Annotated in this window: 1 protein-coding gene; it reads right to left on the bottom strand. The window is 59.6% G+C overall.

Annotation, left to right across the window (positions count from 1 at the left end):
- Positions 1 to 193 precede the first annotated feature (193 nt).
- Positions 194 to 22489, bottom strand: a complete 22296-nt coding sequence (locus L1P09_RS00680) for a retention module-containing protein (RefSeq protein WP_329608869.1) — start codon at positions 22487 to 22489, stop codon at positions 194 to 196.
- Between the last annotated feature and the right edge of the window lie 142 nt (positions 22490 to 22631).

Raw genomic sequence — 22631 nt, 5'->3', positions numbered from 1 at the left:
TTGGTTCCTTGTTGGTAGGCAGCAGCATAGGCAAAGATCAGCAGGCACGCAGGCCCAGCGCCTGAGTATGCGCTGTCGGAAGGTGCCAGGAAAGAGCCGGCACGGCCATTACCTGGTTGATGGGGCCCTTGCGGGCGCGGCCTTGTGGAATGAAACAGGGGCCGCGACGGTCAGGCGCGGCCCCTTCAACACATCAGCTGTCCTTGTTGTGGATGATGATGGTCGGGTCAGCACCGCTGATCAACGAGTTGATCGTGGTGTTGGACCAGTTCACCCCTTCAAGCTTGATGGTCACATCGGCATTGGCGATACCGCCTGCGGCGTTGAGCTTGCCTTCGCTGCTGACCTGCAAGGTGGTCGTACCTTCAACCGTGGTGAGCTTCAGGTAATTGTCGATAGTACTGCCCTTCTCGCCTTGCAGCAGATCGCTCAAGTCGATCTTGTCCTTGTCCCCCATCTTGAAGTCCTTGATGACGTCGTTACCGAAATCACCCGCCTTCCACACGAAGGTGTCTGCGCCGCTGCCACCGATCAGGATATCGTCGCCCTGGCCACCGATGAGGGTGTCGTTCCCGGTACCGCCCAGCAGGATATCGTTGCCTTTGCCACCATCGAGCGTGTCGTTACCACCTTGGCCAAAGAGAATGTCGTTGCCATTGCCGCCTGACAGGATGTCGTTGCCGTCTTTGGCGCCGGAGATGTCGAACTCGTTGTAGTGCTCAGTGATGTACTGGTGGACATTGCTGGTGGTGATGGAGCTGACATCAACGCCGCTCTTCTGTGCGACATAGCTTTGCAGGGCCTGATAGCCCTCGCTGACGACACCATTGAGGGTAATCAGGTCGCCGAAGATGATGTCGTTGCCGTTGCCACCGTCGATGGTATCGGCACCTGGCACCGTGGCTTCGGTATGACCGAGAATCGCCTTCGCCAGGTCGGACGGGTCGATGTTGGTCTGCGGCTTGCCTGCGCTGTCGTACGGCTTCAAATCAGTGAGCGTCACATCGCTGTTCAAGCCGATAGCCTGGACTTTGCTCAAACCGTTAGTGCCACCCAGCACAGCGAAGCTAGCCGTGGAACCCGAGGCCGCCTCGCTATAGCTCCACTCATTCCCCCAGCCCGCTCGCGAGGATATCTCGTAGGTGCCATCACCTTGGGCATGGATGGTGCCCACTTCGTAGGTATCGACAGTACCATTGCTCTTGTACGTGTAGACGTAAACAGTGCCACTGCTGTCGATGTCGAACCTGTGCGTACTATCGACCATGGTGCTGAACGTATCGCCAATTTTGTAATTGTTGACGTTCACCACATCGTCCAGGTACTTGCCGCCGGTCCACAAACGAGGGTTGGTCGACTCGCCACTCTGATAGAACGTTGGCTTACCATCGGTAATGAAGTACGTCAGGTTTTCAGCACCTTTGTTACCGGTGGCGATGGTGCTCTTGAAGAAGTTGGACGTGGTCTTGAAGGCGTCCTCGTAGTTGGTGCCGCCCCCGTAGTAACCACCCACCATCGAGTTAAGTACCGCCTGCAACTTGCTCAATGCATCCGCGTCGGCAAGGTTCACCGCCACGTTCTTGTTCACCTGGCTGTCGAAGTCGACGAGGAAGATGTTCACCGTACCCGAGGTATCAGCACCCAGGCTGGCCTTGAGCGAGTTGAATACCGAAGCCAACTGCGTCTTGGCATCGGCAATCGACTTATCGCTCATGCTGCCCGAGCTGTCGACCATGAAGGCAATGTTGTAGTTCTTGCCCTGGACCACGTTCAGGCCCGCCACGTCGGCGACGATGATGTCGTTACCTTCGCTGCCGGTGAGGGCGTCGTTGCCCGATGTGCCTACGCTGGCCTTGTAGGTCGCGGGATACACGGTTACCGGGATATTGCCGGTGGTAATAGCCGAACCACCCACGCTTTCAGTGGCAGTCGAGATGACCGTAACGTCGAACGAACCTTTGTAGTAGGTCGGTGGCGTCAGCGTCAGGCTGCTGAGTTTCCAGCCCGTTACGTCCACCGGCGTGCTGCCTACTGTGACAGTATGGCCTGCACCGTCGCTGAGCACGGTCCCTTTGGGGATACCACTGAGGCTTACGCTCAGGGTTTCCGAACCGTCAGTGTCGGTCAGGGCGGTAGAGATAGCCACCAGTTTGACCGAGCCGCCCTCCGGCCCCTCGTTGAGCTTGTAGCCGTCGTAGTAGCTTTGCCCGTTCACAGTGTGCAGATCGGACACGCCCAGGCCAGCCTTGGCCATCTCGGTCACGTTCTGGTACATCTTGATGTTCGAGCTGCTCAGGTCGGTGACGCGACCGTCGCCGACCTTGATGTTCAGGTCATAGCTGCCTGGGCCGGCCTGGTTGGCATGGTAGACCTCGATCGGGTAGTAGCCGCTGGTGTTCGGGGTAAAGGTCCCCGACACCTGGCCACCAGCACCCCAGGTGGCAGTGACCACAGTCTTGCCGCCGATGGTGACCACGAAGCTGTCGTCGGCAGTGCCGCTGAAGGTGTACGTCTTGCCGGCTTCGAGGTAGATCAGGCCAGAGGTTTTCGAACCGGTGCCACCTGCAACGCTGCCATCGGACTGAACATTGGTCGTGGTGCTGCTGGAGCTGGCACTGCCCGAGTTGGCAAAGACCGTCTTCAGGTCATCGCCGGTAATGCCGTTACCACCCGTGCCAAGACCTTTGAGGCTGTTCCAGACTTCCTTGGTGAGGCCTTTGGAATCGATGTCGGCGCTGCCGAAATTCAGCGTCGGCTTGTCGGCAACCGGGCGAATGTCGACCTTCATGGTCGAATCTGTGCCTACGTTGGTGCCGTCATTCGGCTTGAACTTGAATTGCGCGTAGTCGGCTTGCTGGTTGCCCACGCCGTTGCCGCCATAATTATCGGTCCCCGACTCGTTGCGCAGCGGAACGAACTTCAGGTTGCCGGCCTCGATGCTGGCCTGGCTGACAACCTGGCCAACGCCCACATTCGTCCAGGCCGTGCCGTTGAAGAACTGCAACGTGCCGGAGCCCGGGATCGAGCTGATGGTTACCGACAGACCAGTGTTGCCATCGGGGTCGGAAACATTGAAGTCGCTCCAGGCAAACACATAGTCGGTGTCTTCCACACCAAACACTGCACCGCCGCTCGAAACTGGCAGGTGGTCGTTGTCCACGATGGCCGTGGTAACGCTCGACTTGCTGGTATCCACCTGCAGGTTCTCGAACTTGCCACCCGACACGCCTACGATCGTTACCACAAAGTTTTCGGTACCTTCGACCAGCTTGTCGTCGATGGTGCCGATGGTGAACGTGGTACCGCTGCTATTGGCCGGAATCTTCACAGTGGTCACACCGATGAAGTCCTCGCCGTTCTTGGCGGTGCCGCTGTAGCTGAGCGTAACGGTGACTTCGTCCTTGGCCTCGTGGGTGAGGTTCAGGGTGTAAGTACCCGTCTCGCCTTCGTTCAGAGACGTCGTGCCGTTGATGCTGACTTTGGCAACGTCACCTTGGCCAGACGGCTCGTCGGTGACCGATGTGCTGACGCTGGTGGTGCTCGGCACCAGTTTCTCGAACACCTTGTCGCCGCTCACGGTGATGTCGGTGATCGACTTGGTGATCGTCGGCTGGCCGCCTACGTATACGTCGTCCGGCGCATTGATGGTGACGCTGCCGGTGGCCGAACCCGCATTGATGGTGACCTGGGTGCCACCGCTCAGGGTGACGGTCACACCGCCATGGCCGGTAACCGGCAGGTTGCTGTTATCGCCCACCAGGGTCACGGTGTACGTGATCGCGCCACCTTCGGCCACGGTGGACTTGTCCACCGACAGCACTGCAGTGACCTTGCTTTCGGTATCGGTCACGCTGACCGAGGCCGGGTTGCTGAACTCCAGCTTCTCGAAGGTGGCGTTCGGCACTTCGGCCTTGCTGATACCCACCGTGACGGTGCCCGGGTCCTTGAACACGTCGTCACCTTGCGCCGGTGCGGTGTAGACCTTGCTGGTCTCGCCCGCCTTGAAGAGCACGGTGTCGTTGTTGCTCAAGGTGACGGTCAGGTCCTTGTCCAGCGGCTTGTTCAGGCTGACGGTGAAGGTTGGTGCAGTGGCTTCGTTGACCGAAGACTGGTTGGCAACGATGCTGACCTTGACCAGGTCGCCTTGGCCAGACGGTTCATCGGTAACCGATGTGCTGACGCTGGTAGTGCTCGGCACCAGTTTCTCGAACACCTTGTCGCCGCTCACGGTGATGTCGGTGATCGACTTGGTGATCGTCGGCTGGCCGCCTACGTATACGTCGTCCGGCGCATTGATGGTGACGCTGCCGGTGGCCGAACCCGCATTGATGGTGACCTGGGTGCCACCGCTCAGGGTGACGGTCACACCGCCATGGCCGGTAACCGGCAGGTTGCTGTTATCGCCCACCAGGGTCACGGTGTACGTGATCGCGCCACCTTCGGCCACGGTGGACTTGTCCACCGACAGCACTGCAGTGACCTTGCTTTCGGTATCGGTCACGCTGACCGAGGCCGGGTTGCTGAACTCCAGCTTCTCGAAGGTGGCGTTCGGCACTTCGGCCTTGCTGATACCCACCGTGACGGTGCCCGGGTCCTTGAACACGTCGTCACCTTGCGCCGGTGCGGTGTAGACCTTGCTGGTCTCGCCCGCCTTGAAGAGCACGGTGTCGTTGTTGCTCAGGGTGACGGTCAGGTCCTTGTCCAGCGGCTTGTTCAGGCTGACGGTGAAGGTTGGTGCAGTGGCTTCGTTGACCGAAGACTGGTTGGCAACGATGCTGACCTTGACCAGGTCGCCTTGGCCAGACGGTTCGTCGGTTACCGATGTGCTGACTTTGGTGCTGCCCAGATTCAGTTGTTCGAACTGATCGGCGCCAGCACCTTCGACCTTGGTCAGGCCTTGGGTGATGGTGACCGGGTCGTTGACGTAGACGTTGTCTGGCGCAGTGACGGTAACCGAACCGGTGGCCTCACCTGCCTTGACGGTCACAGTAGTGCCATCAGTCAGCGTGAAGGTCAGGCCTTTGTGATTAGTCACTGGCAGGCTTGGATCTGCGCTGACCAGAGTCACGGTATAGGTGATCTTGCCGCCTTCGGACACAGTGGTGTTGTCTACCGACAGTTCAGCAGTCACCGGGCTCTGCGTATCGGTCACAGCTACGGACGCAGGCTGACCGATCTGCAGATTTTCCAGCTGCTCGCCGACCACTTCTGCCTTGGTGATGCTGACGGTGATCTTGCCTTCATCCTTGAACACGTCATCGCCCTGCGCCGGAGCGGCGTAGGACTTGGTGGTCTCGCCTGCCGCGAAGGTCAGGGTCGCACCGGTGCTCAGGGTTACGGTGAACGGCTTGTCCAAAGCCTTGTTCAGGGTGACGGTGAAGGTTGGTTCGGTTGCTTCGTTGACCGAAACTTGATCGGCCACGATCGTGACTTTGACCAAGTCGCCTTCGTTGTTTCCGCCCGGGTTACCCGGAGTGCCTGGCTCATCGGTGACTACTGTGCTGACAGTATCCTTGCCCAGGTTAAGCTGCTCGAACTGATCAGCGCCGGCGCCCTCGACCTTGGTCAGACCTTGGGTGATGGTGACTGGATCGTTGACGTAGACGTTGTCTGGCGCGGTGACGGTAACAGAACCGGTGGCCTCACCTGCTTTAACGGTCACAGTAGTCCCGTCAGTCAGCGTGAAGGTCAGACCTTTGTGGTTGGTTACTGGCAGGCTTGGATCTGCGCTGACCAGAGTCACGGTATAGGTGATCTTGCCGCCTTCGGCCACAGTGGTGTTATCCACAGTGAGCTGGGCAGTAACCGGGCTCTGCGTATCGGTCACAGCTACGGACGCAGGCTGGCCGATCTGCAGGTTTTCCAGCTGCTCACCGACCACTTCGGCCTTGGTGATGCTGACAGTGATCTTACCTTCGTCCTTGAACACGTCATCGCCCTGCGCCGGTGCGGCATAGGACTTGGTGGTCTCGCCGGCCGCGAAGGTCAGGGTCGCACCAGTGCTCAAGGTCACGGTGAACGGCTTGTCCAAAGCCTTATTCAGGGTGACGGTGAAGGTTGGCTCAGTGGCTTCGTTGACCGAGACTTGATCGGCCACGATGCTGACCTTGACCAGGTCGCCTTCGTTATTGCCACCTGGGTTACCTGGAGTGCCCGGCTCATCGGTAACTACTGTGCTGACAGTATCTTTGCCCAGATTCAGCTGCTCGAACTGATCGGCGCCAGCGCCTTCTACCTTGGTCAGGCCTTGGGTGATGGTGACTGGATCATTGACGTAGACGTTGTCTGGTGCAGTAACGGTAACCGAACCGGTGGCCTCGCCTGCCTTGACGGTCACAGTGGTGCCGTCAGTCAGGGTGAAGGTCAGACCTTTGTGGTTGGTTACTGGCAGGCTTGGATCAGCGCTGACCAGGGTCACGGTATAGGTGATCTTGCCGCCTTCGGCCACAGTGGTGTTATCCACAGTGAGCTGGGCAGTAACCGGGCTCTGCGTATCGGTCACAGCTACGGACGCAGGCTGGCCGATCTGCAGGTTTTCCAGCTGCTCACCGACCACTTCCGCCTTGGTGATGCTGACGGTGATCTTGCCTTCGTCCTTGAACACGTCATCGCCCTGCGCCGGAGCGGCGTAGGACTTAGTGGTCTCGCCTGCTGCGAAGGTCAGGGTCGCACCGGTGCTCAGGGTTACGGTGAACGGCTTGTCGAGCGCCTTGTTCAGGGTGACGGTGAAGGTTGGCTCAGTGGCTTCGTTGACCGAGACTTGATCGGCCACGATGCTGACCTTGACCAGGTCGCCTTCGTTATTGCCACCTGGGTTACCTGGAGTGCCCGGCTCATCGGTAACTACTGTGCTGACGGTATTTTTGCCCAGGTTCAGTTGTTCGAATTGATCAGCGCCAGCGCCTTCGACCTTGGTCAGACCTTGGGTGATGGTGACCGGATCGTTTACGTAGACGTTGTCTGGCGCAGTGACGGTGGTGGTGCCGACCGATTCACCGGCTTTGACCGTGACGATTGTGCCGTCGGTCAGGGTGAAGGTCAGACCTTTGTGGTTGGTTACTGGCAGGCTCGGATCGGCGCTGACCAGGGTCACGGTGTAAGTGATCTTGCCACCTTCGGCCACAGTGGTGTTATCCACAGTGAGCTGAGCAGTAACCGGGCTCTGCGTATCGGTCACAGCTACGGACGCAGGCTGGCCGATCTGCAGGTTTTCCAGCTGCTCACCGACCACTTCGGCCTTGGTGATGCTGACGGTGATCTTGCCTTCGTCCTTGAACACGTCATCGCCCTGCGCCGGAGCGGCATAGGACTTGGTAGTCTCGCCGGCCGCGAAGGTCAGGGTCGCACCGGTGCTCAGGGTTACGGTGAACGGCTTGTCGAGCGCCTTGTTCAGGGTGACGGTGAAGGTTGGCTCAGTCGCCTCATTCACGGACAGCTGATCCGCAGCGATGGTGACCTTGACCAGGTCGCCTTCGTTATTGCCACCTGGGTTACCTGGAGTGCCCGGCTCATCGGTAACTACTGTGCTGACGGTATCTTTGCCCAGGTTCAGTTGTTCGAATTGATCAGCGCCAGCGCCTTCGACCTTGGTCAGACCTTGGGTGATGGTGACCGGATCGTTTACGTAGACGTTGTCTGGCGCAGTGACAGTGGTGGTGCCGACCGATTCACCGGCTTTGACCGTGACGATTGTGCCGTCGGTCAGGGTGAAGGTCAGGCCCTTGTGGTTGGTCACTGGCAGGCTCGGATCGGCGCTGACCAGGGTCACGGTGTAAGTGATCTTGCCACCTTCGGCCACAGTGGTGTTATCCACAGTGAGCTGGGCAGTAACCGGGCTCTGCGTATCGGTCACAGCTACGGACGCAGGCTGACCGATCTGCAGGTTTTCCAGCTGCTCGCCGACCACTTCTGCCTTGGTGATGCTGACGGTGATCTTGCCTTCGTCCTTGAACACGTCATCGCCCTGCGCCGGAGCGGCGTAGGACTTGGTGGTCTCGCCGGCCGCGAAGGTCAGGGTGGCACCGGTGCTCAGGGTTACGGTGAACGGCTTGTCCAAAGCCTTGTTCAGGGTGACGGTGAAGGTAGGTTCGGTTGCTTCGTTGACCGAGACTTGGTCAGCCACGATGCTGACCTTGACCAGATCGCCTTCGTTATTGCCACCTGGGTTACCCGGAGTACCCGGCTCGTCAGTCACGGAGGTGCTGACGGTATCTTTGCCCAGGTTCAGCTGCTCGAACTGATCGGCGCCAGCGCCTTCGACCTTGGTCAGGCCTTGGGTGATGGTCACTGGATCGTTGACGTAGACGTTGTCTGGTGCAGTGACGGTAACCGAACCGGTGGCCTCGCCTGCCTTGACGGTCACAGTGGTGCCGTCAGTCAGGGTGAAGGTCAGGTCTTTGTGATTAGTCACTGGCAGGCTTGGATCTGCGCTGACCAGAGTCACGGTATAGGTGATCTTGCCGCCTTCGGACACAGTGGTGTTATCCACAGTGAGCTGGGCAGTAACCGGGCTCTGCGTATCGGTCACAGCTACGGACGCAGGCTGGCCGATCTGCAGATTTTCCAGCTGCTCACCGACCACTTCGGCCTTGGTGATGCTGACAGTGATCTTGCCCTCGTCCTTGAACACGTCATCGCCCTGCGCCGGTGCGGCGTAGGACTTGGTGGTCTCGCCTGCCGCAAAGGTCAGGGTGGCACCGGTGCTCAGGGTCACGGTGAACGGCTTGTCCAAAGCCTTGTTCAAGGTGACGGTGAAGGTAGGTTCTGTGGCTTCGTTGACCGAAACCTGATCGGCCACGATGGTGACTTTGACCAAGTCACCTTCGTTGTTGCCGCCCGGGTTGCCTGGAGTGCCAGGCTCATCGGTGACTACTGTGCTGACGGTATCTTTGCCCAGATTCAGTTGTTCGAACTGATCGGCGCCAGCACCTTCGACCTTGGTCAGGCCTTGGGTGATGTTGACCGGGTCGTTGACATAGACGTTGTCTGGCGCAGTGACGGTAACCGAACCGGTGGCCTCACCTGCCTTGACGGTCACAGTAGTGCCATCAGTCAGCGTGAAGGTCAGACCTTTGTGGTTGGTTACTGGCAGGCTCGGATCGGCGCTGACCAGGGTCACGGTGTAAGTGATCTTGCCACCTTCGGCCACAGTGGTGTTATCCACAGTGAGCTGAGCAGTAACCGGGCTCTGCGTATCGGTCACAGCTACGGACGCAGGCTGGCCGATCTGCAGGTTTTCCAGTTGCTCGCCGACCACTTCCGCCTTGGTGATGCTGACGGTGATCTTGCCTTCGTCCTTGAACACGTCATCGCCCTGCGCCGGTGCGGCGTAGGACTTGGTGGTCTCGCCTGCCGCAAAGGTCAGGGTCGCACCGGTGCTCAGGGTCACGGTGAACGGCTTGTCCAAAGCCTTGTTCAGGGTGACGGTGAAGGTAGGTTCGGTTGCTTCGTTGACCGAGACTTGGTCAGCCACGATGCTGACCTTGACCAGATCGCCTTCGTTGTTGCCGCCTGGGTTACCAGGGGTGCCTGGCTCATCGGTGACTACTGTGCTGACAGTATCCTTGCCTAGGTTCAGCTGCTCGAACTGATCGGCGCCAGCGCCTTCTACCTTGGTCAGGCCTTGGGTGATGGTGACTGGATCATTGACGTAGACGTTGTCTGGTGCAGTAACGGTAACCGAACCGGTGGCCTCGCCTGCCTTGACGGTCACAGTGGTGCCGTCAGTCAGGGTGAAGGTCAGACCTTTGTGGTTGGTTACTGGCAGGCTTGGATCAGCGCTGACCAGGGTCACGGTATAGGTGATCTTGCCGCCTTCGGCCACAGTGGTGTTATCCACAGTGAGCTGGGCAGTAACCGGGCTCTGCGTATCGGTCACAGCTACGGACGCAGGCTGGCCGATCTGCAGGTTTTCCAGCTGCTCACCGACCACTTCGGCCTTGGTGATGCTGACAGTGATCTTACCTTCGTCCTTGAACACGTCATCGCCCTGCGCCGGTGCGGCATAGGACTTGGTGGTCTCGCCGGCCGCGAAGGTCAGGGTCGCACCAGTGCTCAAGGTCACGGTGAACGGCTTGTCCAAAGCCTTATTCAGGGTGACGGTGAAGGTAGGTTCGGTTGCTTCGTTGACCGAGACTTGGTCAGCCACGATGCTGACCTTGACCAGATCGCCTTCGTTGTTGCCGCCTGGGTTACCAGGGGTGCCTGGCTCATCGGTGACTACTGTGCTGACAGTATCCTTGCCTAGGTTCAGCTGCTCGAACTGATCGGCGCCAGCGCCTTCTACCTTGGTCAGGCCTTGGGTGATGGTGACTGGATCATTGACGTAGACGTTGTCTGGTGCAGTAACGGTAACCGAACCGGTGGCCTCGCCTGCCTTGACGGTCACAGTGGTGCCGTCAGTCAGGGTGAAGGTCAGACCTTTGTGGTTGGTTACTGGCAGGCTTGGATCAGCGCTGACCAGGGTCACGGTATAGGTGATCTTGCCGCCTTCGGCCACAGTGGTGTTATCCACAGTGAGCTGGGCAGTAACCGGGCTCTGCGTATCGGTCACAGCTACGGACGCAGGCTGGCCGATCTGCAGGTTTTCCAGCTGCTCACCGACCACTTCGGCCTTGGTGATGCTGACAGTGATCTTACCTTCGTCCTTGAACACGTCATCGCCCTGCGCCGGTGCGGCATAGGACTTGGTGGTCTCGCCGGCCGCGAAGGTCAGGGTCGCACCAGTGCTCAAGGTCACGGTGAACGGCTTGTCCAAAGCCTTGTTCAGGGTGACGGTGAAGGTTGGCTCAGTGGCTTCGTTGACCGAGACTTGGTCAGCCACGATGCTGACCTTGACCAGATCGCCTTCGTTATTGCCACCTGGGTTACCCGGAGTACCCGGCTCGTCAGTCACGGAGGTGCTGACGGTATCTTTGCCCAGGTTCAGCTGCTCGAACTGATCGGCGCCAGCGCCTTCGACCTTGGTCAGGCCTTGAGTGATGGTGACTGGATCGTTGACGTAGACGTTGTCTGGCGCAGTGACGGTAACGGAACCGGTAGCCTCGCCTGCCTTGACAGTCACAGTAGTGCCGTCAGTCAGCGTGAAGGTCAGACCTTTGTGGTTGGTTACTGGCAAGCTTGGATCAGCGCTGACCAGAGTCACGGTGTAGGTGATCTTGCCGCCTTCAGCGACGGTAGTGTTGTCTACCGACAGTTCAGCAGTAACCGGGCTCTGCGTATCGGTCACAGCTACGGACGCAGGCTGACCGATCTGCAGATTTTCCAGCTGCTCGCCGACCACTTCTGCCTTGGTGATGCTGACGGTGATCTTGCCTTCGTCCTTGAACACGTCATCGCCCTGCGCCGGAGCGGCATAGGACTTGGTAGTCTCGCCGGCCGCGAAGGTCAGGGTCGCACCGGTGCTCAGGGTTACGGTGAACGGCTTGTCGAGCGCCTTGTTCAGGGTGACGGTGAAGGTTGGCTCAGTCGCCTCATTCACGGACAGCTGATCCGCAGCGATGGTGACCTTGACCAGGTCGCCTTCGTTATTGCCACCTGGGTTACCTGGAGTGCCCGGCTCATCGGTAACTACTGTGCTGACGGTATTTTTGCCCAGGTTCAGTTGTTCGAATTGATCAGCGCCAGCGCCTTCGACCTTGGTCAGACCTTGGGTGATGGTGACCGGATCGTTTACGTAGACGTTGTCTGGCGCAGTGACGGTGGTGGTGCCGACCGATTCACCGGCTTTGACCGTGACGATTGTGCCGTCGGTCAGGGTGAAGGTCAGGCCCTTGTGGTTGGTCACTGGCAGGCTCGGATCGGCGCTGACCAGGGTCACGGTGTAAGTGATCTTGCCACCTTCGGCCACAGTGGTGTTATCCACAGTGAGCTGAGCAGTAACCGGGCTCTGCGTATCGGTCACAGCTACGGACGCAGGCTGGCCGATCTGCAGGTTTTCCAGCTGCTCACCGACCACTTCGGCCTTGGTGATGCTGACGGTGATCTTGCCTTCGTCCTTGAACACGTCATCGCCCTGCGCCGGAGCGGCATAGGACTTGGTGGTCTCGCCGGCCGCGAAGGTCAGGGTCGCACCAGTGCTCAAGGTCACGGTGAACGGCTTGTCGAGCGCCTTGTTCAGGGTAATGGTGAAGGTTGGTTCAGTGGCTTCGTTGACTGAAACTTGATCGGCCACGATAGAGACTTTGACCAAGTCACCTTCGTTGTTGCCGCCCGGGTTACCCGGAGTGCCTGGCTCATCGGTGACTACTGTGCTGACAGTATCTTTGCCCAGATTCAGCTGCTCGAACTGATCGGCGCCAGCGCCTTCGACCTTGGTCAGGCCTTGGGTGATGGTCACTGGATCGTTGACGTAGACGTTGTCTGGCGCAGTGACGGTAACCGAACCGGTGGCCTCGCCTGCCTTGACGGTCACAGTGGTGCCGTCAGTCAGGGTGAAGGTCAGGCCTTTGTGATTAGTCACTGGCAGGCTTGGATCTGCGCTGACCAGAGTCACGGTATAGGTGATCTTGCCGCCTTCGGACACAGTGGTGTTATCCACAGTGAGCTGGGCAGTAACCGGGCTCTGCGTATCGGTGACCGCAACGGTAGCAGGCTGGCCGATCTGCAGATTTTCCAGCTGCTCGCCGACCACTTCGGCCTTGGTGATGCTGACAGTGATCTTGCCTTCGTCCTTGAACACGTCATCGCCCTGCGCCGGAGCGGCGTAGGACTTAGTGGTCTCGCCTGCTGCGAAGGTCAGGGTCGCACCGGTGCTCAGGGTTACGGTGAACGGCTTGTCGAGCGCCTTGTTCAGGGTAACGGTGAAGGTCGGCGCAGTAGCCTCATTCACAGACAGCTGATCGGCAGCGATGCTGACCTTGACCAAGTCGCCTTGGCCAGACGGCTCGTCAGTAACCTGAGTTTGTACCTCGGTCTTGTCCAGAGTCAGTTGCTCGAACTTCCACGCATCCTGGCCGCTGACCGAATCAATGGCGTTGACCACTGGTGCGTTGGTGCCGACGTAGACGTTGTCCGGTGCGATAACCGTGGCCGAACCGGTGGTGCTGTTGGCCGCCACGACAATGTTGGTGCCGTCGGTCAGCTTGAAGTACAGGTCCGAAGGGTTGTTGATCGGCAGGCCATCTTTGTTGGTCAGCGTGATGGTGTAGGTAATCTCGCCGCCTTCGGCCACCGATGGGGTAGCGGTCAGTTTGGCGACCACTTCATCGATGGTGTCGGTGACTTTTACCGAAGCGTCGCCGCCCAGTTGCAGGTTCTCGAACGCTGCACCGGTAGCATCGGCCGCCGACTTGATGCCCAAGGTGATTTCGCCGGCGTCTTGGTAGACGTCATCGCCCTGTGCGTCGTGAGTGTACGGCTCGCTCGAAGTTTGACCGGCCTTGATTGTCACGACTGCGTTATTGCTCAGGGTCACAGTCAGGTCATGCGCCAGCACCGTGTTTATGTGCACGGTAAAGGTCGGTTTGACGTTCTCGGCGACCGAAACCTGGTCAGCTGTGATGGTGACCTTGACGATGTCGCCTTCGTTGCCCGGGGTACCAGGCTCGTCGGTGACCTGGGTGCTGACCTCGGCCTTGTCCAGGGTCAGCTGCTCGAACTTCCACGCATCCTGGCCGCTGACCGAGTCAATAGCGTTGACCACTGGCGCGTTGGCGCCGACGTAGACGTTGTCCGGCGCGATAACCGTGGCCGAACCGGTGGTGCTGTTGGCCGCCACGACGATATTGGTGCCGTCGCTCAGCTTGAAGTACAGCTCCGCGTGGTTGTTGATCGGCAGGCCATCTTTGTTGGTCAGCGTGATGGTGTAGGTAATCTCGCCGCCTTCGGTTACCGATGGGGTAGCGGTCAGTTTGGCGACCACTTCATCGATGGTGTCGGTGACTTTTACCGAAGCGTCGCCGCCCAGTTGCAGGTTCTCGAACGCTGCACCGGTAGCGTCGGCTGCCGACTTGATGCCCAAGGTGATTTCGCCGGCATCTTGGTAGACGTCATCGCCCTGTGCTGCGTGCTCGTAAGCCGCGGTGGTTTCGCCAGCCTTGATGGTGACCTTGGCATCGTTGCTCAGGGTCACGACCAGGTCGTGAGCCAAAGGCTGATTGATATGCACGGTGAACGTCGGTTTGACGTTCTCGGCGACCGAGGTCTGGTCGGCCGTGATGGTGACCTTGACGATGTCGCCTTCGTTGCCCGGGGTGCCAGGCTCGTCGGTGACTTGGGTGCTGACCTCAGCCTTGTCCAGGGTCAGCTGCTCGAACTTCCACGCGTCTTGGCCGCTGACCGAGTCAATGGCGTTGACCACTGGCGCATTGGTGCCGACGTAGACGTTGTCCGGCGCGATAACCGTGGCCGAACCGGTGGTGCTGTTGGCCGCCACAACGATATTGGTACCGTCGCTCAGCTTGAAGTACAGCTCCGCGTGGTTGTTGATCGGCAGGCCATCTTTGTTGGTAAGCGTGATGGTGTAGGTAATCTCGCCGCCTTCGGTTACCGATGGGGTAGCGGTCAGTTTGGCGACCACTTCATCGATGGTGTCGGTGACTTTTACCGAGGCGTCGCCGCCCAGTTGCAGGTTCTCGAACGCTGCACCGGTAGCGTCGGCTGCCGACTTGATACCCAAGGTGATTTCGCCGGCATCTTGGTAGACGTCATCGCCCTGTGCTGCGTGCTCGTAAGCCGCGGTGGTTTCGCCAGCCTTGATGGTGACCTTGGCATCGTTGCTCAGGGTCACGACCAGGTCGTGAGCCAAAGGCTGATTGATATGCACGGTGAACGTCGGTTTGACGTTCTCGGCGACCGAGGTCTGGTCGGCCGTGATGGTGACCTTGACGATGTCGCCTTCGTTGCCCGGGGTGCCAGGCTCGTCGGTGACTTGGGTGCTGACCTCAGCCTTGTCCAGGGTCAGCTGCTCGAACTTCCACGCGTCTTGGCCGCTGACCGAGTCAATGGCGTTGACCACTGGCGCATTGGTGCCGACGTAGACGTTGTCCGGCGCGATAACCGTGGCCGAACCGGTGGTGCTGTTGGCCGCCACAACGATATTGGTACCGTCGCTCAGCTTGAAGTACAGCTCCGCGTGGTTGTTGATCGGCAGGCCATCTTTGTTGGTAAGCGTGATGGTGTAGGTAATCTCGCCGCCTTCGGTTACCGATGGGGTAGCGGTCAGTTTGGCGACCACTTCATCGATGGTGTCGGTGACTTTTACCGAAGCGTCGCCGCCCAGTTGCAGGTTCTCGAACGCTGCACCGGTAGCGTCGGCTGCCGACTTGATGCCCAAGGTGATTTCGCCGGCATCTTGGTAGACGTCATCGCCCTGTGCTGCGTGCTCGTAAGCCGCGGTGGTTTCGCCAGCCTTGATGGTGACCTTGGCATCGTTGCTCAGGGTCACGACCAGGTCGTGAGCCAAAGGCTGATTGATATGCACGGTGAACGTCGGTTTGACGTTCTCGGCGACCGAGGTCTGGTCGGCCGTGATGGTGACCTTGACGATGTCGCCTTCGTTGCCCGGGGTGCCAGGCTCGTCGGTGACTTGGGTGCTGACCTCAGCCTTGTCCAGGGTCAGCTGCTCGAACTTCCACGCGTCTTGGCCGCTGACCGAGTCAATGGCGTTGACCACTGGCGCATTGGTGCCGACGTAGACGTTGTCCGGCGCGATAACCGTGGCCGAACCGGTGGTGCTGTTGGCCGCCACAACGATATTGGTACCGTCGCTCAGCTTGAAGTACAGCTCCGCGTGGTTGTTGATCGGCAGGCCATCTTTGTTGGTAAGCGTGATGGTGTAGGTAATCTCGCCGCCTTCGGTTACCGATGGGGTAGCGGTCAGTTTGGCGACCACTTCATCGATGGTGTCGGTGACTTTTACCGAGGCGTCGCCGCCCAGTTGCAGGTTCTCGAACGCTGCACCGGTAGCGTCGGCTGCCGACTTGATACCCAAGGTGATTTCGCCGGCATCTTGGTAGACGTCATCGCCCTGTGCTGCGTGCTCGTAAGCCGCGGTGGTTTCGCCAGCCTTGATGGTGACCTTGGCATCGTTGCTCAGGGTCACGACCAGGTCGTGAGCCAAAGGCTGATTGATATGCACGGTGAACGTCGGTTTGACGTTCTCGGCGACCGAGGTCTGGTCGGCCGTGATGGTGACCTTGACGATGTCGCCTTCGTTGCCCGGGGTGCCAGGCTCGTCGGTGACTTGGGTGCTGACCTCAGCCTTGTCCAGGGTCAGCTGCTCGAACTTCCACGCGTCTTGGCCGCTGACCGAGTCAATGGCGTTGACCACTGGCGCATTGGTGCCGACGTAGACGTTGTCCGGCGCGATAACCGTGGCCGAACCGGCGGTGCTGTTGGCCGCCACGACAATGTTGGTGCCGTCGGTCAGCTTGAAGTACAGGTCCGAAGGGTTGTTGATCGGCAGGCCATCTTTGTTGGTCAGCGTGATGGTGTAGGTAATCTCGCCGCCTTCGGCCACCGATGGGGTAGCGGTCAGTTTGGCGACCACTTCATCGATGGTGTCGGTGACTTTTACCGAAGCGTCGCCGCCCAGTTGCAGGTTCTCGAACGCTGCACCGGTAGCGTCGGCTGCCGACTTGATGCCCAAGGTGATTTCGCCGGCATCTTGGTAGACGTCATCGCCCTGTGCTGCGTGCTCGTAAGCCGCGGTGGTTTCGCCAGCCTTGATGGTGACCTTGGCATCGTTGCTCAGGGTCACGACCAGGTCGTGAGCCAAAGGCTGATTGATATGCACGGTGAACGTCGGTTTGACGTTCTCGGCGACCGAGGTCTGGTCGGCCGTGATGGTGACCTTGACGATGTCGCCTTCGTTGCCCGGGGTGCCAGGCTCGTCGGTGACTTGGGTGCTGACCTCAGCCTTGTCCAGGGTCAGCTGCTCGAACTTCCACGCGTCTTGGCCGCTGACCGAGTCAATGGCGTTGACCACTGGCGCATTGGTGCCGACGTAGACGTTGTCCGGCGCGATAACCGTGGCCGAACCGGCGGTGCTGTTGGCCGCCACGACAATGTTGGTGCCGTCGGTCAGCTTGAAGTACAGGTCCGAAGGGTTGTTGATCGGCAGGCCATCTTTGTTGGTCAGCGTGATGGTGTAGGTAATCTCGCCGCCTTCGGTCACCGAAGGGCTCGCGGTCAGCGTGGCTACAACCTCACTGATGGTGTCTGAGATTTCAACAGTCGCGGGGCTACCGAACTCCAGCTTCTCAAAGGTGGCACCTGGGACGCTTGCGTCAGTAACGCCAAGAGTGAGAGAGCCGGGATCTTTGAAGACATCATCACCTTGGGCTGCCGCCTTGTACTCCACCTCTGTTTTACCGGCTTCAATGGTGACCTTGTCGCCATTGGACAGGGTAACGGTCAGTGGCCTATCCAGCGCCTGACTGACTTTCACAGTAAAGACAGGCTGCTGATCTTCAGTCACATTGCCATTGCTGACGATGCTCACAGTTACAGGGTCAATGCTGTCCTGGATGACAGTCGATGCAGGTGTTGGGTCCGGCGTCAGTTGCTCGAAGTTGCCACCGGTAGCTTTGTCGATGGTGACATTGACGGTCGAGCCGTTGTTGTAAACGTCGTTGGCCGGGGTCTGGAAGTCGACACTGCCCTGGGTCTTGCCAGCTTCAACGGTCACGGTCTGGCCGTTGGACAGGGTCACGGTTACCGGCGTCTGAGCAGGGTTGCTCAGGGTGACGGTGTAGGTGATCACGCCACCTTCGGTCACGCTCGGCGCTGCAGTGAGAGTCGCGGTGGTGGTGTCGACCGAATCATTGATCGTGGTCTGGGCCGGAGTCGGGTTCGGGGTCAGTTGTTCGAAGTTACCGCCGGTGGCGTTCTCGATGGTGACGCTGACAGTCGAGCCGTTGTTGTAGACGTCGTTGGCCGGGGTCTGGAAATCGACACTGCCCTGGGTCTTGCCGGCTTCAACGGTTACGGTCTGGCCGTTGGACAGGGTCACAGTAACCGGCGTCTGGGCAGGATTGCTCAGGGTCACGGTGTAGGTGATCACACCGCCTTCGGTCACCGACGGGCTCGCGGTCAACGTTGCAGTGGTGGTGTCGACCGAGTCATTGATCGTGGTTTGAGCTGGGGTCGGGTTCGGCGTCAGTTGTTCGAAGTTACCGCCAGTGGCGTTTTCGATGGTGACATTGACGGTCGAGCCGTTGTTGTAAACGTCGTTGGCCGGGGTCTGGAAGTCGACACTGCCCTGGGTCTTGCCCGCTTCAACGGTCACGGTCTGGCCGTTGGACAGGGTCACGGTTACCGGCGTCTGAGCAGGGTTGCTCAGGGTGACGGTGTAGGTGATCACGCCGCCTTCGGTCACGCTCGGCGATGCAGTGAGGGTTGCGGTGGTGGTGTCGACCGAATCATTGATCGTGGTCTGAGCCGGAGTCGGGTTCGGGGTCAGTTGTTCGAAGTTACCGCCGGTGGCGTTCTCGATGGTGACGCTGACAGTCGAGCCGTTGTTGTAGACGTCGTTGGCCGGGGTCTGGAAATCGACACTGCCCTGAGTCTTGCCAGCTTCAACGGTCACAGTCTGGCCGTTGGACAGGGTCACAGTAACCGGCGTCTGGGCAGGATTGCTCAGGGTCACGGTGTAGGTGATCACACCGCCTTCGGTCACCGACGGGCTCGCGGTCAACGTTGCAGTGGTGGTGTCGACCGAGTCATTGATCGTGGTTTGAGCTGGGGTCGGGTTCGGCGTCAGTTGTTCGAAGTTACCGCCAGTGGCGTTTTCGATGGTGACATTGACGGTCGAGCCGTTGTTGTAAACGTCGTTGGCCGGGGTCTGGAAGTCGACACTGCCCTGGGTCTTGCCCGCTTCAACGGTCACGGTCTGGCCGTTGGACAGGGTCACGGTTACCGGCGTCTGAGCAGGGTTGCTCAGGGTGACGGTGTAGGTGATCACGCCGCCTTCGGTCACGCTCGGCGATGCAGTGAGGGTTGCGGTGGTGGTGTCGACCGAATCATTGATCGTGGTCTGAGCCGGAGTCGGGTTCGGGGTCAGTTGTTCGAAGTTACCGCCGGTGGCGTTCTCGATGGTGACGCTGACAGTCGAGCCGTTGTTGTAGACGTCGTTGGCCGGGGTCTGGAAATCGACACTGCCCTGAGTCTTGCCAGCTTCAACGGTCACAGTCTGGCCGTTGGACAGGGTCACGGTTACCGGCGTCTGAGCAGGGTTGCTCAGGGTCACGGTATAGGTGATCACGCCGCCTTCGGTCACGCTCGGCGATGCAGTGAGGGTCGCGGTGGTGGTGTCGACCGAATCATTGATCGTGGTTTGAGCCGGAGTCGGGTTCGGGGTCAGCTGTTCAAAGTTACCGCCAGTAGCGTTTTCGATGGTGACGCTGATGGTCGAGCCGTTGTTGTAGACGTCGTTGGCCGGGGTCTGGAAATCGACACTGCCCTGAGTCTTGCCAGCTTCAACGGTCACAGTCTGGCCGTTGGACAGGGTCACGGTTACCGGCGTCTGAGCAGGGTTGCTCAGGGTCACGGTATAGGTGATCACGCCGCCTTCGGTCACGCTCGGCGATGCAGTGAGGGTCGCGGTGGTGGTGTCGACCGAATCATTGATCGTGGTTTGAGCCGGAGTCGGGTTCGGGGTCAGTTGTTCGAAGTTACCGCCGGTGGCGTTCTCGATGGTGACGCTGACAGTCGAGCCGTTGTTGTAGACGTCGTTGGCCGGGGTCTGGAAATCGACACTGCCCTGAGTCTTGCCAGCTTCAACGGTCACAGTCTGGCCGTTGGACAGGGTCACGGTTACCGGCGTCTGAGCAGGGTTGCTCAGGGTCACGGTATAGGTGATCACGCCGCCTTCGGTCACGCTCGGCGATGCAGTGAGGGTCGCGGTGGTGGTGTCGACCGAATCATTGATCGTGGTTTGAGCCGGAGTCGGGTTCGGGGTCAGTTGTTCGAAGTTACCGCCGGTGGCGTTCTCGATGGTGACGCTGACAGTCGAGCCGTTGTTGTAGACGTCGTTGGCCGGGGTCTGGAAATCGACACTGCCCTGAGTCTTGCCAGCTTCAACGGTCACAGTCTGGCCGTTGGACAGGGTCACAGTAACCGGCGTCTGGGCAGGATTGCTCAGGGTCACGGTGTAGGTGATCACACCGCCTTCGGTCACCGACGGGCTCGCGGTCAACGTTGCAGTGGTGGTGTCGACCGAGTCATTGATCGTGGTTTGAGCTGGGGTCGGGTTCGGCGTCAGTTGTTCGAAGTTACCGCCAGTGGCGTTTTCGATGGTGACGCTAACGGTGGAGCCATTGTTGTAAACGTCGTTGGCCGGCGTCTGGAAATCGACACTGCCCTGGGTCTTACCCGCTTCAACGGTCACGGTCTGGCCGTTGGACAGGGTCACGGTTACCGGCGTCTGAGCAGGGTTGCTCAGGGTCACGGTATAGGTGATCACGCCGCCTTCGGTCACGCTCGGCGATGCAGTGAGGGTCGCGGTGGTGGTGTCGACCGAATCATTGATCGTGGTTTGAGCCGGAGTCGGGTTCGGGGTCAGTTGTTCGAAGTTACCGCCGGTGGCGTTCTCGATGGTGACGCTGACAGTCGAGCCGTTGTTGTAGACGTCGTTGGCCGGGGTCTGGAAATCGACACTGCCCTGAGTCTTGCCAGCTTCAACGGTCACAGTCTGGCCGTTGGACAGGGTCACGGTTACCGGCGTCTGAGCAGGGTTGCTCAGGGTCACGGTATAGGTGATCACGCCGCCTTCGGTCACGCTCGGCGATGCAGTGAGGGTCGCGGTGGTGGTGTCGACCGAATCATTGATCGTGGTTTGAGCCGGAGTCGGGTTCGGGGTCAGTTGTTCGAAGTTACCGCCGGTGGCGTTCTCGATGGTGACGCTGACAGTCGAGCCGTTGTTGTAGACGTCGTTGGCCGGGGTCTGGAAATCGACACTGCCCTGAGTCTTGCCAGCTTCAACGGTCACAGTCTGGCCGTTGGACAGGGTCACGGTTACCGGCGTCTGAGCAGGGTTGCTCAGGGTCACGGTATAGGTGATCACGCCGCCTTCGGTCACGCTCGGCGATGCAGTGAGGGTCGCGGTGGTGGTGTCGACCGAATCATTGATCGTGGTTTGAGCCGGAGTCGGGTTCGGGGTCAGCTGTTCAAAGTTACCGCCAGTAGCGTTTTCGATGGTGACGCTGATGGTCGAGCCGTTGTTGTAGACGTCGTTGGCCGGCGTCTGGAAATCGACACTGCCCTGGGTCTTGCCGGCTTCAACGGTTACGGTCTGGCCGTTGGACAGGGTCACAGTAACCGGCGTCTGGGCAGGATTGCTCAGGGTCACGGTGTAGGTGATCACACCGCCTTCGGTCACCGACGGGCTCGCGGTCAACGTTGCAGTGGTGGTGTCGACCGAGTCATTGATCGTGGTCTGAGCCGGAGTCGGGTTCGGGGTCAGCTGTTCAAAGTTACCGCCAGTAGCGTTTTCGATGGTGACGCTGATGGTCGAGCCGTTGTTGTAGACGTCGTTGGCCGGGGTCTGGAAATCGACACTGCCCTGAGTCTTGCCAGCTTCAACGGTCACAGTCTGGCCGTTGGACAGGGTCACGGTTACCGGGGTCTGAGCAGGATTGCTCAGGGTCACGGTATAGGTGATCACGCCGCCCTCGGTCACACTCGGCGAAGCCGTAAGCGTTGCGGTGGTGGTGTCGATGGTATCAGTCACCTGGGTGACCGCCGGCGTTTGCGGCAATGTGACGGTCAGGCCGCCACCGCCAGTACTCCCGGTGACGGTCGTCGAGATCTGCCCGCCATCAATGTAAGGCGTATCGTTTGCCGGTACCTGGACATTGACACTGCCGCTTGTCTGCCCCGCCGGTATGGTGATCACGGCACCATTGGACAGGGTAATCACCAGGTCGGTAGTTGGCGCCTGACCCACGGTGGCGGTATAGACGATGACGCCACCCGCTTCACTGATGGAAGGGGTGGCGCCGAGGACAAGGTCGGTAGCAACGTTGGCGTCGGTGGTCGGTGGGGTCACCAGATTGTTGTTGGTGCCCAGCTGACCGACCTGCACGCTGTTGAGCGCGGCTGCAGAGCTTAAACCCTCGGTTGGGAAACCGACGGTCGGATCAACCCGGCCCGCAGTCTCTTCCAGCATTACGAAGCTATGGCCGCCGCCCGCCGCGCCACCACCACCCGCTGCCGACGGACCAGCAGCGGTAGCTTCAAGCTCGGTAGTCGGGTCGACACCCGCAGCAATCGCCTGCTGCAGCTCTTCTACCGAAGGCGCTGCCTGGGCAGTGGCCTGGGCAAGGTCGGTGCTGCTGTCGGGTGTATCGGCGCTCCACTGGCTGTCACGGCCAAGGTCGAGCAGGCGGCCATCAGCCAGTTCCAGGGTAACTGCGCCACCAGGGCCAGTGAGCACTTCCTCACCGGCCAACAGACGGTCACCTTCAATGAGTACACGCCGGATGCCCTCTGGGGATACCGCGATAACCTGGCCGACAATACTTTTGACGATGGCTACAACGCTGCTCATTGGACTCTCCGTGTGACCCGGTGGGTACTTCCGTGCCAGAGCGGCACTTGCAGGCCACTTCAGGCGGAACTATGTCGATGATCTTTGACGTTTTTTGACGTCAATATTCCGTCTATAACTGTTTGGAATTACTTAACTGCCA

Origin of the sequence: Pseudomonas juntendi, assembly GCF_021560075.1 — a bacterium.
Taxonomy (GTDB): domain Bacteria; phylum Pseudomonadota; class Gammaproteobacteria; order Pseudomonadales; family Pseudomonadaceae; genus Aquipseudomonas; species Aquipseudomonas juntendi.
This window is presented reverse-complemented; position numbering and strand designations above follow the sequence as displayed.

Bases quoted from the DNA above. Each gene is read 5' to 3' on its own strand.
- L1P09_RS00680 (WP_329608869.1), bottom strand. From the start codon at position 22,489: ATGAGCAGCGTTGTAGCCATCGTCAAAAGTATTGTCGGCCAGGTTATC.